Source organism: Streptomyces sp. NBC_00572 (genome assembly GCF_026341815.1).
Lineage (GTDB): Bacteria > Actinomycetota > Actinomycetes > Streptomycetales > Streptomycetaceae > Streptomyces.
On record NZ_JAPENX010000001.1, the window covers coordinates 3,945,034 to 3,960,583 of the forward strand.

The window sequence follows — 15,550 nt, forward strand, 5'->3', positions numbered from 1 at the left end:
GAGGTGCCGTACGTCGTCGCACGGAGGGGCTCGTACGGGGGTACGAGGGCATGCGGAAGTACGGGGCTGTGCGGGGGGAGTACGGGGGACTACGGGGGACTACGGGGAAGTGCGGACGGTGGCCACCGTTGTCGGAACAAGTTGGTCCAGACCAATCGCATTGTCAAGACCTCTGGCAACAAGCCCTGTTCGGAGCGGGTGGGAAGGGTCGAGGGACCCGCGTCCCGGGCCCAAAGAAATGGGGGCAGCTTGGCGGATTGTGTGTTCACCACCCCGGGGTACGTGGATAAGGTGCAGAGGCGGCTGCACCCTGCGGTGACGCCGCGAACGCGGTAAGTGATCCGCGGCCCCCGGGGCACCGGAGGCCGAAGGGGACGGGGGGTCCGACGTGCCGACAGCGATCGCGGTCACCAGTGCCGACCTGGCGCTGCCGCCGACCGACCCCGGAACCCCGCACGCCACCGTCCTCCCGGCCCCCGAAACCCAGTCGCTCGACGCCTCGATCGCCGACATGCAGCAGCTCATCGCGCGATACGGGCACGTGGTCGTCGTCTGTCCCACCTCCGCCCCGCCCGCCGTCGAGCAACGGCTCCGCGCCGTCCGCGCCCTGCTCGAAAGCGACCGGATCGCCCTGGTCAGGACCGACCTGCCACCCCTCGGAGCGGCCGTACTCGTCCGCCAGCTCCGCCAGCTGGCCGCCTGCGACTTCAGCCCCGGCGTCCTCGCCTCCGCCGCCCGGCTGCTCGCCCACTACATCTACGCGGGCGCCGTCCTCGGCTCCGTCTCCCGGCTCGACCGCGTGCCCGTCAGCCTCGGATCCCACCTCAAAGGCTGGCTGCCCGGCGCCCACTTCGCCGTACTCGCCGGACCGACCGCGCAGATCGTGCGCGTCGGAAACGGCGAGGAACCCCTGCCCGGACCGGAGTTCACCACCGAACTGCTGCTCGCCCGAGGCCAGCTCCAGACCGACTGGCCCACCACCACCCTCGTACCCCGGTGGCGGATCCAGGGTCCCGTCCAGGAGACCCCCCTGCCCGAGGCCTCGCCCGGCTGGTGGGGAACGGGCAAGGTCGTCGAGTTCGCCGCGTACCTCCCCGACCTGCCCGTCCTCTACCAGCTCGTCTCCTCCGTACGCCGCGAGACCTGCCACTGGTGCGCGATGGACCTCATCGGCGACCGCTGCGGCTTCTGCGGGGCGCCGCTGCGGGTGGGGGCGGTGCCGGAGCAGGGCGGTCGCGCGCTCAGCGCCTCGGGCGGGGGGCGGCGCGACGGCGACCCCCGCGCACTCGGGGCGGGAGCGGGGGCGGGGACGGCCCGACCGGCGGGCACGTACACGGTCCAACAAGCGGGCTCGCACCCGGACCAGCAGGCGGGCTCGCACCCGGGCCGGCACCAGGCCCCGCACTCGACTTCGTACACCGAGCTGACCCCCGCGAACGTGCAGGTGAATCCCACCCGTGCGCTGCCGTGAACAGCTCCGCGCCCCCTCCCCCTTGGCCCCTCAGTGACCACTCCTCCCGCACCCGACCGCCCGCTCCCGTCCGCCCCGGACCCACGTCTCCGAACGAGGTAGTACGGCCATGAACTCCCGCCAGCGCCGCGGCGTCATCCTGCTGCTGCTGTCCGTCCTGTGCGCCCTCGGCGCCTTCGCCGGTGTGCTCGCCGTCATCAGCGACGTGAACTCCAAGGTCGGCCCGGAGACCACCGCGTACCGGATCAAGGACGACGTGGAACCGTACGCCCCCCTCAGGGCGAGCCAGTTCGAGAAGATCTCCATGCCCAAGCGGTGGCTCTCGGAGACCGCCGTCACCGACCTGCGTCAGATCGAGGGCCGGATCGCCGTCACGCAGCTCAAGGCCGGCTCCCTCCTGCAGTCCGACATGATCGTCGAGAAGCCCGAACTCCAGCCGGGCCAGCAGGAGATCGCCATCATGATCGACGCGGCCACCGGCGTCGCGGGCAAGATCACCGCCGGCGCCACCGTCAACATCTACGCCACCTTCGAGGGCGAGAAGAAGGGCGAGCCCTCCCAGTCCCGCATGATCGTCGCCAGTGCCCGCGTCCTCGACGTCGGCAAGCTCACCGCGATCCGCGACAGCTCCGACCGCACCGGGCGCACCAACGGGGCCGTGCCGATCTCCTTCGCCCTCTCCACCCTCGACGCCCAGCGCGTCGCGTACGCCGAGTCCTTCGCCGAGCACGTACGCCTCGCCCTCGTCGCCCCCACCACCGGCGGCGCCCCGTCCGACCAGCGCGACCGCACCTACACGCTCGAAAACGACAAGTGAGGCCGGTATGACCACCAGGATCCTGCCGGCCGTCGGCGACCCCGACGCGGCCCGGTCGGTCACCACCCTGATCGGCCAGCTCCCCGACGCCGAACCCGCCCCGCCGGTCACCGACTCCACCCAGCTCGTCGACACCCTCGCGCGGCTCGCCGCCGCCTCCCTCGACGAGCTTCCCGAGGTCGTCCTCGTCCACGAGCGGATCGGCCCCGTCCCCGCGCTCGAACTCGTCCGCGAGGTCGCCCTCCGCTTCCCCGCCGTCGGCGTCGTCCTCATCACCGCCGACGCGAGCCCCGTCCTCTTCTCCGCCGCCATGGACTCCGGAGCCCGAGGCCTCGTCACGCTCCCCCTCGGGTACGAGGAACTCGCCAGCCGCGTCCAGGCCGCCGCCCAGTGGTCCGTCGGCGTCCGCCGCCACCTCGGCGCGGGCGCGGAGCAGATCACCGGCCCCGGCGGCACCGTCGTCACCGTCAGCGGCGCCAAGGGCGGGGTCGGCACCACCGTCACCGCCGTCCACCTCGCCCTCGCGGCCCGCGCCTCCGGGCGGACCGTCGCCCTCGTCGACATGGACCTCCAGAGCGGCGACATCGCCTCGTACCTCGACGTCCAGTTCCGGCGCTCCGTCGCCGACCTCGCGTCCATCGCCGACATCTCGCCGCGCGTCCTCCAGGACGCGGTGTACGTCCACGAGACCGGCCTCTCCCTACTCCTCGCCCCCGCGGAGGGCGAGCGCGGCGAGGAGGTCACCGACCGCGCCGCCCGCCAGATCGTCAGCGCCCTGCGCGGCCGGCACGAGGTCGTCGTCGTCGACTGCGGCTCCCAGCTCAACAGCGCCAACGCCGCCGCCATCGAGATGGCCGACACCGCCGTCCTCGTCGCCACTCCGGACGTGGTCGCCGTCCGGGCAGCCAAGCGGACCGTACGCATGTGGGAACGGCTCCAGGTCCGCAAGGCCGAGGAGACGGTCACCCTGGTCAACCGCCACCACCGCTCCACCGAGATCCAGCCGCCCCTCGTCCAGAAGATCACCGGCACCCGGATCGCGGGCGTCGCCGTCCCCGCCCACTTCAAGGAACTCCAGGCCGTCGTCGACGCGGGCCGGCTCCACGAACTCGACGCCAAGTCGACGGTCAAGCAGGCACTGTGGGCCCTCGCGGGCGAGCTGGGCCTGGTCCAGGCCCCGGCCGCCGCGCCGACGTCCGGCCAGCCCGGCAAGCAGCTCGCGCGCGCGGGCGACCGGGGCTCGCTGGGCCTTCGACGCCGCACCGGAGGGCGCTGAACGATGACCACGATCCGGGACGACGACAGGGGGCAGGTGGCGGTCGAGTTCGTCGGCATGGTGCCCGTCATCCTGCTCACCCTCGCCCTGCTCTGGCAGGTCGTCCTGGTCGGCTACACGTACACGCTGGCGGGGAACGCGGCGGACGAGGGGGCGAGGGAGCAAGCGGTGCAGGGCGACTGCGAGGGCGCCGCCCGGCGCCATCTGGACGGAGCCTGGTCCGCGCAGGTGAACTGTTCAAGCCCGGGCGACGGCATGTCCTACGCCGTGGTCACCCTCCAGGTCCCGGTCCTGTTCCCGGGCGTGGGAGGCCTCTTCTCGGTCGAGGGCAAGGCGGGCGCCGTGGACGAGAGGGGCCTCACGCCATGAGAAGCGACCTCCGCAAGGGACGGCGCGACCGAGGCCAGGCCGCCATCGAGTACCTCGGCTTCCTGCCGATCCTGCTCCTCGTCGGACTCGCCGGGCTCCAGCTCGGGGTCGCCGCGTACGCCGCCCAGCAGGCGGGCACGGCCGCGCGCGCGGCCGCGAGGGCCGCGAGCGACGACAACGAGGCGACCAGTCCCGACGCGGCCGCCGCCGCGGCCGTCAGCGGCTGGATCGCGTCGCGCTCCACCGTCTCGCCCGGCGGCGGAGACGGGGAGGCCGTCTACACCGTCACCGTCACCATCCCCTCCGTCGTCCCCTTCTGGACCTTCGACCCCGTGACCAAGACCGCCGTCATGCCCCTGCCCGACGAGGAGGACGAGTGAGAAGGGACGACGAGTCATGAGTCTGCGAGCCCGGATCAACGCCCCCGAGGACCACGGCGGCGGCGCCGCGGCCAGGGAGGACGGCCACCTCGTGGCCGCCTTCCGGGCCAAACTCCTGGAGGAGATCGACCTCACCGAGATGTCCGCGCTGGCGGCCGCCGAGCGGCGCGCCCGCCTGGAGCGCGTCCTCGGGCACATCATCAGCCGTGAGGGGCCCGTCCTCTCCACCGCCGAGCGGGCCCAGCTGATCCGCCGGGTCGTCGACGAGGCCCTCGGTCTCGGCGTACTCGAACCGCTCCTCGAAGACGCCTCGATCACGGAGATCATGGTCAACGGCCCCGACCAGATCTTCATCGAGCGCGCGGGACGCGTCGAACTGCTCCCGCTCCGCTTCGCCTCCCACGACCAGCTGATGCAGACCATCGAGCGGATCGTGTCCACCGTCAACCGGCGCGTCGACGAGTCGAATCCGATGGTCGACGCCCGGCTGCCCTCCGGCGAGCGCGTCAACGTCATCATTCCGCCGCTCTCGCTCACCGGGGCCACCCTCACCATCCGCCGCTTCCCCCGCGCGTACACGCTGCACGAGATGATCGGCCTCGGCTCCCTCGACGAGCAGATGCTGCTCCTGCTGTCGGGACTCGTTCAGGCCAAGTTCAACCTGATCGTCTCCGGCGCCACCGGCACCGGGAAGACCACCCTCCTCAACGCCCTCTCCGGTCTCGTGCCCGACGGCGAGCGGATCATCACCATCGAGGACTCGGCCGAGCTCCAGCTCCAGCAGTCGCACGTGATCCGTCTGGAAGCCCGCCCTCCGAACATCGAGGGCCGCGGGGCCATCTCCATCCGCGACCTCGTCCGCAACTCCCTCCGCATGCGGCCCGACCGGATCATCGTCGGAGAGGTCCGGGGCGGCGAGACCCTCGACATGCTCCAGGCGATGTCCACCGGCCACGACGGTTCGCTCGCGACCGTCCACGCAAACTCGGCCGAGGACGCGCTCATGCGCCTCCAGACCCTGGCCTCGATGTCCGAGGTCAAGGTGCCGTTCGAGGCGCTCCGCGACCAGATCAACAGCGCCGTCGACGTCCTCGTCCAGCTCACCCGGCACCCCGACGGCACCCGCCGGATCACCGAGATATCCGTCCTCGCCTCCCACGGGCGCGAGCGGTTCCTCCTGGCCACGGTCTGCCGCTTCCACGCGCAGCCGGTCGCCGCCGACGGACGGGTGTACGGGCAGTTCACGTACCACCCGCTGCCGCGGCGGGTCGCCGAGCGCCTCTACCTGGCCGGACAGCCCATCCCGCAGGCCTTCGGTGTGGCCGCCACCGACGCCCACCTGGCCACCCGAGAGGCGGAATGATGACCGACCCCTTCTGGCTGACCGCGGGCGTGACCCTGCTCGCCTGCGTCCTGGGCATCACGGGCGTCCAGCTGTACGCGAGCGGGGCCCGCCGTCACGCGGAGCTCGTCGCCCGGCTGGACGAGTCGGGCCTGCCCGAGGCCGCGGGCAGGCGCAGGCGTCGCTTCCGGGGCGTCGACCGGCGCGTCCGCGGCACGGCTCTCGGCCGGAAACTGGAACTGCGGATCGCTGCCACCGGACTCGACGTCACGCCCGGCGAGTTCACCGTGGCCCTCGCGGCGACCGTGGCCGTCCTCTGGGTCGTCGGCCAGGCCGCGCTGTCCCCGTTCTTCGGCCCGATCTGCGGACTCCTCGGCATCTGGGTCGCCATGGGCTACCTCAGCTGGCAGCGCCAGAAGCGCATCGAGAAGTTCATCAACCAACTCCCCGAACTCTCCCGCATCCTGGCCAACGCCACCCAGGCCGGGCTCGCCCTCCGGATGGCCCTCAGCCTGGCCGCCGACGAGCTGGAGGCCCCGGCCGGCGACGAACTGGAGAAGGTGGCCCAGCAGCTGGCCGTGGGCACCCCGCTCGACGACGCACTGGGAGAGCTGGCCGAACGCCTCCCCTCCCGCGAACTCGTCGTCCTCGTCACCACCCTCGTCCTCGCCAACCGGGCCGGCGGCACCGTCGTCTCCTCCCTGCGCAACCTCACCGAGACCCTTGAGGAACGCAAGGAGACCCGTCGCGAGGTCCGCACCCAGCTCTCCCAGGTGAGCATGACCGCGTACTCCGTCCCCGTCATCGGCGTCGGCTCGCTCCTGCTCATCGACAACATGCAGCCCGGCGCCCTGGACCGGATGACCGGTTCGGGCGTCGGACAGTTCGCCGTCGTCGCCGCGTTCGCCCTGTACGCGGTCGGCTTCATCGCCATCCGCCGCTTCTCGAAGATCGACGTGTAGGGACGGGACTGCCACCATGGACCTCCTCCTCGCCCTCCTCGCCGGCCTCGCCGTAGCCGGGGTCGCGTACGGACTCCGCCTCTACCGCGCGGACGCCAAGCTCCCCGACGACCTCCGGCTCGCCCTTGAGGTCGGCGCCACCCGCACGGGGGCCGTCGACTCGGCCGTCGACCGCCTGGGCATGCGCTGGTCGCCGGCGGTGCTCCGCCTGATGGGCCCCAAGCGGGTCAACGCGGTCCGGCGCCGCATCGACCTCGCGGGAAACCCCGGCGGCCTCACCATCGACCGGTACGGGGCGAGGCGGGCGGTCTACGGCTTCCTCGGCCTCCTGGGCGGCCTGCTCATGCTGTCGAAGGGGTCCTTCCTCGTCGCCCTCCTCCTCTTCGCCTTCGGCGCGTTCTGGACGGAGGTCGGCATCTGGTCGGCGGTCCGCATCCGCAAGGACCAGATCGAACGCACCCTGCCGGACTTCCTGGACGTCCTGGCCGTCGTCGTCTCGGCCGGCCTCGGCTTCCGCCAGGCCCTCGAACGCGTCGCCGAGAAGTACGAGGGACCCTGGGCCGACGAACTCCGCATCACCCTCCGCCAGATGGACATGGGCGTCAGCCGCCGCCAGGCCTTCGACGAACTGCGCCGCCGCAACGACTCCGAGCAGGTCGCCCAGTTCGTCACCGCCCTCCAGCAGGGCGAGGAACTGGGCGCGCCGATCGTGGACACGCTGATACAGATCGCCAACGACATGCGGCGAACGGACGCCCAGAACGCCCGCCGCAAGGCGGCGAAGGCGGTCCCCAAGGCGACCATGGTCATCACGACCCTGATGGTCCCGGCGACGATGATCCTGCTGGGCGCGGGCCTGTTCCTGGGCACGGGCACGGACTTCGGGTCGGTGACGGGCGAGTGAGCGGCCGAGGAGGCAGCCGGCCGATGACATATTCGGGAGAAAGGCCTTCGCGCGCGCAACAGGATGTGCCACAGTGCGGACTGAGTGTGAGGGAGGGGGAGTGATGGACGCGATCGCGACGGACCTCGACAACCGTCAAACCGCCACCCCCACCTCCTGGCTGGGCACCAGGCCCACCCGATGACCAGGGCCCACACGGCCCACGGGCCCTGTCCGCCGACCCCCCCGTCGGCGAACCGTGCCCAAGCACAGGCGTCTGAACGCGGAGGGGACCACGATGAACGACGCGATGCTGAAGGCCCTGACGAAGGCCAGGCTCGAACTTGCGGCTTGGACGGCGTCCAGGGGCAGGGACCGCGGGCAGACGGCGGTGGAGTACTTGGGGATCATTGTGGTGGTGGTGGCGATTGTGGTGGCGATCACCGGCACGGATATCGGGCAGTCGATCAAGACCGCGATCAGTCAGAAGATTGCCGATCTGACTGGCGGTGGCGGCGAGTAGCTGCCGCTGTACGCGGGCGGCGTGATTCAGGGCAGGCGTTCCCGGTCTACATCGCTGCGATCGGGGGACTGCTGTTCCTGGCTTTCGCCTACTTCGCGCTGGGGCAGGCCGCATTCACGCGGAACAGCGCTCAGACCGCGGCAGATGCGGCAGCCCTGGCGGCTGCTCAGGATGCCCGAGAACAGCTCCGAGAGGGCTGGCTCGACGTGATTCTCTCCCCGGATCAGTGGGACGGATTTCTACGCGGCGTGACATACGACGGCCCGGCAGCGTGCGAGCAGGCGGAAGTATTCGCAGGGCGCAACGAGGCCAAGCTCTCTGGTCGTGGCTGTGTGCCACCTGCCTCGGTGGGTGATGGCTTCAGCGTCACGGTGGTCACGACGGGCGGGGAGTCGCGAGATGCCACCGCGTCCGCGCAGGCGGTGATCGAGCCGAAGTGTGACTTCACGCCTTCGGAAGATCCGATCCCGGAGGAAACCGAGCCGGATCCCGACCCGACGGAACCAGGTGAGGAGCCCGAGCCCGAGCCGGAACCCGAGCCGATTACTGGGCTCACCTGCGGTGAGGAGTCCTGGACGATCGATCCCGCGGACCCGACACTGCCTAGTGCCGTAGATCTCTTCACTGTCCGACTGGCCGGCAACGACGAATGAAGGAAGCGCGCTTCATGAATGTTCGGTACGCACGAAAGGGGCTGACCTCCCTCGCGATCGCGTCGGTCGCGCTCCTCGCGGTCGGCTGCGGAGCTGAGGAGAAGCCGAAGGCGGACAAGCCGGCCGCGACGACGACGGGTTCGCCTCAGAAGACCCAAGGCGGTCAGGAGCAGCCCAGCGCCGAGGAGCCTGCTGAGGAGCTGGCTGTTATCAAGGGGCAGAAGGGACTTGAGCTGGTTGTGAACTCGGTCGAACGAGACGCTGGCGGGTTCCTTACGGTCAAGGGGCGACTCCGGAACACGGCCGAGGCTGTCGTGGCCATCCCCGCCCGAACGAGTGGGGACGAGACCGAAGTGGTCAAGCACGGGACCTCACTGGGTGGTGCCACCCTTGTGGATGCTGTGGGGAAGAAGCGGTACTACGTGCTGCGGGACACGGACGGGCGGCCGCTGACAACGATCGGGCTCGACAGCCTCGGCCCCGGCAAGTCCACCGCCGTCTTCATGCAATTCCCGGCCCCACCCCCCGCCACCACCGACGTCTCCTTCCAGCTCCCCACCTTCGAACCCGCCACTCTCAAGCTCTCCTGAGGCGACGACATGACGACGACATACCGCCGCCTCGCCGCCCTTCTGGTCGCATCCGTCGCCCTGGGGCCCATCGTCGTGCCCGTCGCGTACGCCGACGATCCCCCCGGTTCCGCCGCCTCGGCGTCCCCGCCCCCGGCCATCGACCCCAACGCCCCCGGGCTGATGCTCCCCGACGGTGCCACCCTCGCGCCCGCCAAGGTTCTCGACATCAAGCAGATCGTCGAGGACGAGGGCGGTGAGCAGCGTCGGCAGGACACCAACGTGGACGTGACGTTCGCGCTGCAGGCCGAGGTCCTGTTCCCTAAGAACAGCGCCAAGCTCGGGTCCGCCGCCACCGCGCGTATCGCCGCCGTCGCCGCGGAGATCAACAAGCTGGGTTCCGGGCGCGTCCGGGTCTTCGGGTTCACCGACAACCTGGGGACGTACGAGCACGGGCTGAAGCTGTCGAAGCAGCGTGCGGTCGCCGTGCAGCAGGTGCTTGCCCGCAGTCTCGACCCGGGTACGACCTTCGACATCCGCGGTTACAGCGAGGACTACCCGATCGCCGACAACGGCACGGAGGAGGGGCGTAAGAAGAACCGGCGTGTCGAGATCTCCTTCCCCCGCACCACGCCACCCGTCACGCCCTGACTCTGAACGCCTGAGAACCTCAGCACCTGGTCCGCTCGTCGAGGTCAGGCGCGGGATCAGGTGCGCAGTTCTTCCATCCGGTCCCGGATGGCGGCGGCCCGGGCCTGGACCGCGCGTGGGGCCGGGAGGGCCGGGGCGCGGGTGAGTGTGGGGTGGTCGCCTCGGCAGGGGCCGCAGTCGCCTTTCTGGAGGGTGTCCGCGTAGCCGGGGGTGCCGCACGTGCCGCATTCGAGGATGCGGAGCGGGGCGGGGGTCCGTCGGACGGGCAGCGGCGGCAGTTTGTCGGTGAGGCGGCGGCGGACGAGGCCGGCGGGGTGGTGGACGGGCTGCGGGAGGCCGGTGGTGAGGGCGCGCAGCACGTCGTTCTCGGTGGCGTCCCGGCCGAACCACTCCTCCACGAGCGGGACGAGCGCGCGGCACTCGGCGTGGGACAGGGACAGGACGGAGTTCGTACGGCCGAGCGCGGCCAGGAGGACATAGGCCCGCGATCGCGTCGTCGTCTTCGCCTCGTGGGGGACGTCACCCTGCTGGAAGGCGGCCCACCAGGTGCTGTCGCGCGGCGTTCGGGTGAACCACGTTCGGGTGATCCACCGTCCGCCCAGGCATTCGCGGCCGCGCCGCAGGTGGCCGGACCGCTGGATGCGGTTGAGCGCGGTGCGGAGGGCGCACTGCCCGTACGGCGTCTGCTTGGCCAGCGTCTTCACCGAGATGTCGCTGCCCTCGGGCAACCGGTCGATGTACGCGGCGATGGCGGCCTCACGGGCCGGAAGGTGAGCGAAGTCCTGACGCCCACGCGCTTCCTGCTGCGGCGCGGAACGCTTTCCGTACCCCGGGCTGGCCAGGGGGTGGGCGGCATCACTAAAATCGGTGTCAGCCATGAGGATCGACTCCTTCAAGTCTTCGATCTTGATGGTGAGGCCCCCGCTAGGTGTTCTCAGCACCTTGACGGGGGCCGTCTGTTTTACAAGCTTGCCCGCACGCTAAGGGCATATGACTCTGCGTGGCAAATCGGCAACGCTGCGTCAACTCGCAGGGTGGGTGGGCGGATTCACCCGGACCCGTACCCCATTCCGTAGAACACCGCCCGAACCTCGCGGCTTAAGCTCCGGCCCCACCTGCCCCGCTACGACGGAACCAGCGACGCCACCACCGTTCCTGGCGCTCCCGCCCCATCTCAAGCAGAGTGGCCTCAAGGTTGCGCTGGGCGAGGTGTGCGCTGCGGTGGTCGTCGAACTCGTGGAAGATGGCAATGGCTTGGGTGTGGGCGTGGACGGCGTCTTCGTAGCGTCGCACTTCGTGAAGGGCGTTGCCGAGGTTGCTGAGCGACTGGCCTTCGCTGTGGCGGTCCCCGTGCTCGCGGAAGATGGCGATGGCTTGATCGTGTGCGTGGATGGCGTCCTCGTGGCGTCCTAGTTTTCGCAGGACGAGGCCGAGGTTGTTCAGTGTCTGGCCTTCGCCGTGGCGGTTGCCGAGCTCACGGCAGATGTCCAGGTCTTGGGTGTGTGCGGCGATGGCGTCGTCATAGCGGCGCAATTCTCGGAGGGCGAGGCCGAGGTTGTTGAGTGCCTGGCCTTCGCCGTGGCGGTCGCCACGCTCGCGGTGGATGGCCGCGGCCTCGGTGAGCGACTGGATCGCGTCGTCGTAACGGCGTACTTCGTGGAAGGCGAGGCCGAGGTTGTTGAGTGCCTGGCCTTCGCCGTGGCGGTCGCCGCGCTCGCGGTAGATGTCGATGGCTTGGGTGTGTGCGGCGATGGCGTCGTCGTAGCGGCGTACCTCTTGGAGGGCGAGGCCGAGTTCGATGAGTGCGCCGCCTTCGCTGGCACGGTCCCCGAGTTCGCGGGCTATGGCGAGGGCGGACTCGTTGTTGGCGAGGGCGTCATGGAAATGACGGCGTTGATGGAGATAGACGTTCAGAGTTCCGGCCAGAAACAGGACCGTCCGGGGATGGTCGGCGACGGCGTGAAGGACCATCGCGATCAGGTTGGCCCGTTCCGCGTCCAGCCAGGTCAGCGCGGCCGTCCGGTCGGTGAAGAATTCGGGTACCGGCTGGCCGGGCAGAGCGCGCAGGTGGTCGTCGGCCGCGTCACAGGTGACGGTGTAGTGCACCAGTAGCCGCTCCAGCGCCCCTTCCTCCCCTTCCTCCCCTTCCTCCCCTTCCTCCTGCGGGAGTTCGGCCGCGTACAGACGGATCAAGTCATGCGCGCGCCAGCGGCCGGAGCCGGTCGGCTGTTCGTTGATCAGGCAGGCGCGGACCAGGGCGGCCAGGCTGCCGCGGGTCTCTCGTTCCTCCCGGTCGTTCAGGGCGGTGGCGGCCTTGAGGGACACGTCGGGGCCCGGGTTGAGGGACAGCAGGCGGAAGAGGCGGGCGTCCTGTTTCCTGAGGCGTCGGTAGGAGAGGTCGAAGGCGGCCTGGACGGCCAGGGAGCGGCCGTCGCTGTCCTCGTGCTGGAGCGTCTTCAGTCGGGTGCGGGCATCCGCGAGGTCGTTCGCCAGCGTGGCGATCGGGAGGCCGGGGTCGTCGGTCAGCAGCGCGGCGGCGATCGTCAGGGCCAGGGGCAGGCGGCCGCAGTGTCCGGCCACCCGCTCCAGCGCGTGAGGTTCGTTCCCGGCGCGCCGGTCGTCCGGGCGGACCTGCGCGAGGGCCGTGGCGATCAGGGCCGTGGCCGACTCGGTGTCGAGCTCGTCCAGGGGGAGGAGGCGGGCCCGGAGGTCGGGGGCGGTCAGGGCGTCGCGGGACGTGGCGAGGAGCCGGTGGCGGGGGTGTGCCGGTACCAGGAGACGGAGCTGGGCCGGGGAGGAGGCGTCGTCGGCCACGATCAGGATCGGCCCGCGCTCCTCCGCTCGACGGGCCAGCTCCGACTGGTACAGGCCGGTCTGTTCCTCGACCGTCGGCGGCAGGTCCCCGTCTCGTACCCCGAGCGCCCGCAGCAGTGACTCCAGGGCCTGTTCGGGGCTGACCGCGCCGGCCGGGTCGTAACCGCGCAGGGGAACGAACAGCGTGCCGCCCGGGAAGCGGCCCATGTCGACGGCCCGGTGCGCTGCGTGCAGCGCGAGCGCCGTCTTGCCCACACCGGGCAGCCCGGTCACCACCGTCACGCCCGCCCCGTCGGGTGCCAACGCCGTCAGGAGCTCGTCGGTCCGCTCCTCACGTCCGGTCAGCCGCGGGGCGGGTGGCAGCGAGGCCAGCGCGCGGGGTGCGGGCCCGCTGCCCGGGCCCCAGACGTGCTGGCTCTCGACATGCGAGACGTACTGGTCCCGGCCGGCCTGGTAGCTACGGCCCTGGTCGGAGACCCGTGCCTCCTGCTGGACGACGTCGGACGGGACCTGCTCGTTCGTCGCCGCGTCGGCCTTCGCCGCGTCTGCCTTTTCGAGGTCGTACTGGTCGCTCAACGCCTCAGGGCCCCTCGACGTGCTGGTCCCCGCCGGCGATCACGATGCGCCCCTGACCGGACGCCTTCGCGCGCTGCTCGACCTCTGTGGGGATGCCGTCGGCAGGGGTGTCCGGTGTCGGGCCCAGGTGGCCGCCGACCAGGAGGACGCTGGAGTCGTCGGACGCCTCGGCGTCCTGATCGACGCGGGCCGGGGCGTCGGCGGTGGGAGTGCCGGGTGGCTGCGGACCGGTGGACGGGGCCAGGTTCCGGCTGCCGCCGACCAGGGTGACCTGGGCCTTGCCGGAAGTCGTCGCCTGCTGCTTCCTCACCCGCTGAGGTGCCGGAGCCGGAGCCGGCACCGGCTGCGGCAGTTCCCGCGACGCCCACCAGCCGCCCGCCGCCAGCACCGCCGCGGCCGTCACCGCGCCGAAGGTGAGGGCCGTGTCGAGCCGGGGGCCCTCGCCTTGGGGCAGCCACCCCCACGACACAGCCCGTACCACCCACACGCACACCCCGAACGTGGCAGCCGTCGCCAACGCGACCACCAGCCACCGCACCGCGCGAGTCATCCCGGTCCTCCTCCGCGATCCCCGGCCCGGGAAGGCCACGGGCCACTCTCATGGTGCCGAACGGAGAGTGTTCCCGTCACGCCGTACACCCGATCGCAACCGTGAAAGGGCCGTCCCAGGGTGCGTGTTGCGTGTGGGGACCCGCATCGTCAGGAGTGGGCCCGCGGGCATACTGGCGTGTCATGAGCACCGCCGGATTCACCCTCCGTCACACCGACCCCGAGGCCGCGTCCCGATGGCTCGCCCCCACGCCCTCCTGGGGCGGAACGATCCCCGGACTCGGGTCCGTGGAGCTGCGGTTCGGGAACGCCGTCGGGCGGGGCGACAGCTTTGCGCAGTTCTCGGTCGTCGGCGAGCGCGTGCCGCAGGGGGTCTTCAGCGGCATCAGGTTCGGGCGGGCGCCGCTGCCCTCGCGCGCCAGGCTCCAGGTCGGTGAGCACACCGGGACCCTGAGCCGCCGCCGCAGCGGGCTGTCCCGCGACGGGCGCGCCCTGCGCATCGGCCTCGCCGGCCGGGCGTACCGCTACCGGCGGGGCCAGGACAAGCGGGTCCACGAGTTGCTCCGGCAGGGGATCGCTGTCCGGGTCACCCGCGACGACTGGAACAGGCCGGTGACGCTGGACGTGAGGACCGAGGGCCAGGTCGACGCCGTGGACCTCTCCCTGGCCCTGCTCCTCCAAGGCGTCTACACCCGCCACCTGGCCCAGGGCGGCCGTTTGTTCTCCCTGCCGGGCCGCTTCCTGAACCGGGCGCCCGACATCTTCTGATTCCGCCGGCGGCTCAGGTGCCGGGCTTCCAGAGGGTGACCTCCAGCGTGATCTGGGTGGGCGGTGCGATCGTGGACTGGGGGTTGCCGCCGATGAATCCGGTGATCACGACGCGGGCGATGTTCCCCTTGTCGGTCAGGACGCAGAGGACCGTCTTGGCGGGGAGGTCCCACTTGGACATCTCGGCCTCGGTGAAGCCGCCGACCCGGGCCGCCCGGGCGCAGTCCTCGGCCTTCTCCGACGCGTCCGCGGGCTGGAGCTGGGCCGCGTTGCGACCATTGCGCAGGGACAGGAAGCCTTCGAGGGTGTTCTGGTAGGTCAGATCGGCCTCGACGGGGACGCCGCTCTGCTCGGCGGTCTCCTTCGCCTTGTTCCACTCGTCCTCGGTGTACCGGCGCGTGGCCGGCACGTCGAAGTCGATGGTGCCGAGGTCGGAACCGGGCGGCAGGCCGAGAGACATGGCCTGCTTGGTGTAGGAGGGCTTGTACGACGTGGTCATCGGCGCCGTGGCCGTCGGGGAGTCGCCGGGGGAGGACGGGTCGGTCTCCTGCTCCGACGGGGTCGACGGTGCCGACGGCTCGTCCGAGGGCGACTCCTCGGAGGACGCCGGAGGCGTCGTGTCCGGCTGCGTGGCCGTGACCGTGGGCGGCTGAGTCGGTGCCTTCGCGTCCGACGGGTTCTCGCCCTTGTCCGTCAGGGCGGAGGTCAGGACGGCGCCGGCCAGGGAGAAGACGCCGGCGATCACCGCACCGATGATCGTGATCCGGACGGCCTCGCTCTGCCTGCTGAACCAGCCCTGCCGTCGGGGCGGCTGCGGGGGAGGGGGCGGGAACGGCCCGCCGGGCGAACCGACGTTCTGGTGCGGGTGGTTGCTCGGAGGCATGGGGGCCGTGGACACCGAAACTCCCTGTTTCTCTCTGGTGTTGGTGGAGATCGCCTCCGTCCGT

Annotated in this window: 16 protein-coding genes and 2 pseudogenes; 14 read left to right on the forward strand and 4 right to left on the reverse strand. The window is 71.1% G+C overall.

Translation table 11 applies throughout. From position 1 onward, the window contains the following. Positions 1-388: 388 nt before the first annotated feature. The 13 genes and pseudogenes from OG514_RS18450 to OG514_RS18510 all read left to right on the forward strand — a co-directional run. Positions 389-1,204, forward strand: a pseudogene (locus tag OG514_RS18450) (hypothetical protein); the annotation flags it as partial. Positions 1,205-1,580: 376 nt separating this feature from the next. Further along, positions 1,581-2,288 carry a Flp pilus assembly protein CpaB gene (gene cpaB, locus OG514_RS18455; protein ID WP_266896056.1) on the forward strand — a complete coding sequence of 236 codons (708 nt, stop codon included), beginning with the start codon at positions 1,581-1,583 and terminating at the stop codon, positions 2,286-2,288. A 7-nt stretch (positions 2,289-2,295) separates the two neighbouring features. Next, complete coding sequence (locus tag OG514_RS18460; protein ID WP_266896058.1) at positions 2,296-3,564, forward strand: P-loop NTPase; 1,269 nt, start codon at positions 2,296-2,298, stop codon at positions 3,562-3,564. Between the two features lie 3 nt (positions 3,565-3,567). Next, positions 3,568-3,933, forward strand: coding sequence for a TadE family protein (locus OG514_RS18465; protein ID WP_266896060.1), 366 nt, complete (start codon positions 3,568-3,570; stop codon positions 3,931-3,933). Beyond that, on the forward strand, positions 3,930-4,313 hold the full coding sequence (locus tag OG514_RS18470; RefSeq protein WP_266896062.1) for a TadE/TadG family type IV pilus assembly protein: 384 nt from the start codon (positions 3,930-3,932) through the stop codon (positions 4,311-4,313). Before OG514_RS18465 ends, OG514_RS18470 begins: the two co-directional genes overlap by 4 nt. Positions 4,314-4,329: 16 nt before the next feature. Continuing rightward, positions 4,330-5,676, forward strand: coding sequence for a CpaF family protein (locus OG514_RS18475; RefSeq protein ID WP_266896064.1), 1,347 nt, complete (start codon positions 4,330-4,332; stop codon positions 5,674-5,676). Continuing rightward, entirely contained in the window at positions 5,676-6,617 is a 942-nt protein-coding gene (locus tag OG514_RS18480) for a type II secretion system F family protein (RefSeq protein ID WP_266896066.1), read from the forward strand. Before OG514_RS18475 ends, OG514_RS18480 begins: the two co-directional genes overlap by 1 nt. A gap of 16 nt (positions 6,618-6,633) precedes the next feature. Further along, a complete protein-coding gene (locus tag OG514_RS18485; RefSeq protein WP_266896068.1) occupies positions 6,634-7,521 on the forward strand; it encodes a DUF5936 domain-containing protein in 888 nt (295 codons plus the stop codon). Between the two features lie 277 nt (positions 7,522-7,798). After that, positions 7,799-8,023, forward strand: a complete 225-nt coding sequence (locus OG514_RS18490) for a Flp family type IVb pilin (protein ID WP_266896070.1) — start codon at positions 7,799-7,801, stop codon at positions 8,021-8,023. 41 nt (positions 8,024-8,064) lie between these two features. Next, positions 8,065-8,184, forward strand: a pseudogene (locus OG514_RS18495) (pilus assembly protein TadG-related protein); the annotation flags it as partial. Positions 8,185-8,229: 45 nt separating this feature from the next. Continuing rightward, entirely contained in the window at positions 8,230-8,676 is a 447-nt protein-coding gene (locus OG514_RS18500) for a hypothetical protein (RefSeq protein WP_266901034.1), read from the forward strand. Further along, positions 8,673-9,266 carry a hypothetical protein gene (locus OG514_RS18505; protein WP_323181561.1) on the forward strand — a complete coding sequence of 198 codons (594 nt, stop codon included), beginning with the start codon at positions 8,673-8,675 and terminating at the stop codon, positions 9,264-9,266. Before OG514_RS18500 ends, OG514_RS18505 begins: the two co-directional genes overlap by 4 nt. Before the next feature lie 9 nt (positions 9,267-9,275). Beyond that, positions 9,276-9,896 carry an OmpA family protein gene (locus OG514_RS18510; protein WP_266896072.1) on the forward strand — a complete coding sequence of 207 codons (621 nt, stop codon included), beginning with the start codon at positions 9,276-9,278 and terminating at the stop codon, positions 9,894-9,896. A 56-nt stretch (positions 9,897-9,952) separates the two neighbouring features. Here the strand turns inward: OG514_RS18510 and OG514_RS18515 are convergent, their stop codons facing one another. The 3 genes from OG514_RS18515 to OG514_RS18525 all read right to left on the reverse strand — a co-directional run bounded on the left by OG514_RS18515 (position 9,953) and on the right by OG514_RS18525 (position 13,836). Next, complete coding sequence (locus OG514_RS18515; protein ID WP_266896074.1) at positions 9,953-10,774, reverse strand: hypothetical protein; 822 nt, start codon at positions 10,772-10,774, stop codon at positions 9,953-9,955. 220 nt (positions 10,775-10,994) lie between these two features. Continuing rightward, positions 10,995-13,286, reverse strand: a complete 2,292-nt coding sequence (locus OG514_RS18520) for a tetratricopeptide repeat protein (RefSeq protein ID WP_266896076.1) — start codon at positions 13,284-13,286, stop codon at positions 10,995-10,997. A gap of 4 nt (positions 13,287-13,290) precedes the next feature. Beyond that, complete coding sequence (locus OG514_RS18525) at positions 13,291-13,836, reverse strand: hypothetical protein (RefSeq protein WP_266896078.1); 546 nt, start codon at positions 13,834-13,836, stop codon at positions 13,291-13,293. A 182-nt stretch (positions 13,837-14,018) separates the two neighbouring features. Here OG514_RS18525 and OG514_RS18530 point away from each other — a divergent pair, with 182 nt between their 5' ends. Next, the gene (locus OG514_RS18530; protein WP_266896080.1) at positions 14,019-14,603 is read left to right on the forward strand and encodes a hypothetical protein; all 585 of its coding nucleotides are present in this window, start codon (positions 14,019-14,021) and stop codon (positions 14,601-14,603) included. Between the two features lie 13 nt (positions 14,604-14,616). Here the strand turns inward: OG514_RS18530 and OG514_RS18535 are convergent, their stop codons facing one another. Then, positions 14,617-15,501, reverse strand: a complete 885-nt coding sequence (locus tag OG514_RS18535) for a hypothetical protein (RefSeq protein WP_266896082.1) — start codon at positions 15,499-15,501, stop codon at positions 14,617-14,619. Between the last annotated feature and the right edge of the window lie 49 nt (positions 15,502-15,550).

Coding starts and splice junctions, on each gene's coding strand:
- OG514_RS18525 (WP_266896078.1), bottom strand. CDS start 13,836: ATGACTCGCGCGGTGCGGTGGCTGGTGGTCGCGTTGGCGACGGCTGCC.
- OG514_RS18510 (WP_266896072.1), top strand. CDS start 9,276: ATGACGACGACATACCGCCGCCTCGCCGCCCTTCTGGTCGCATCCGTC.
- OG514_RS18505 (WP_323181561.1), top strand. CDS start 8,673: ATGAAGGAAGCGCGCTTCATGAATGTTCGGTACGCACGAAAGGGGCTG.
- OG514_RS18490 (WP_266896070.1), top strand. CDS start 7,799: ATGAACGACGCGATGCTGAAGGCCCTGACGAAGGCCAGGCTCGAACTT.
- OG514_RS18485 (WP_266896068.1), top strand. CDS start 6,634: ATGGACCTCCTCCTCGCCCTCCTCGCCGGCCTCGCCGTAGCCGGGGTC.
- OG514_RS18475 (WP_266896064.1), top strand. CDS start 4,330: ATGAGTCTGCGAGCCCGGATCAACGCCCCCGAGGACCACGGCGGCGGC.
- OG514_RS18470 (WP_266896062.1), top strand. CDS start 3,930: ATGAGAAGCGACCTCCGCAAGGGACGGCGCGACCGAGGCCAGGCCGCC.
- cpaB (WP_266896056.1), top strand. CDS start 1,581: ATGAACTCCCGCCAGCGCCGCGGCGTCATCCTGCTGCTGCTGTCCGTC.
- OG514_RS18465 (WP_266896060.1), top strand. CDS start 3,568: ATGACCACGATCCGGGACGACGACAGGGGGCAGGTGGCGGTCGAGTTC.
- OG514_RS18480 (WP_266896066.1), top strand. CDS start 5,676: ATGACCGACCCCTTCTGGCTGACCGCGGGCGTGACCCTGCTCGCCTGC.
- OG514_RS18530 (WP_266896080.1), top strand. CDS start 14,019: ATGAGCACCGCCGGATTCACCCTCCGTCACACCGACCCCGAGGCCGCG.
- OG514_RS18460 (WP_266896058.1), top strand. CDS start 2,296: ATGACCACCAGGATCCTGCCGGCCGTCGGCGACCCCGACGCGGCCCGG.
- OG514_RS18515 (WP_266896074.1), bottom strand. CDS start 10,774: ATGGCTGACACCGATTTTAGTGATGCCGCCCACCCCCTGGCCAGCCCG.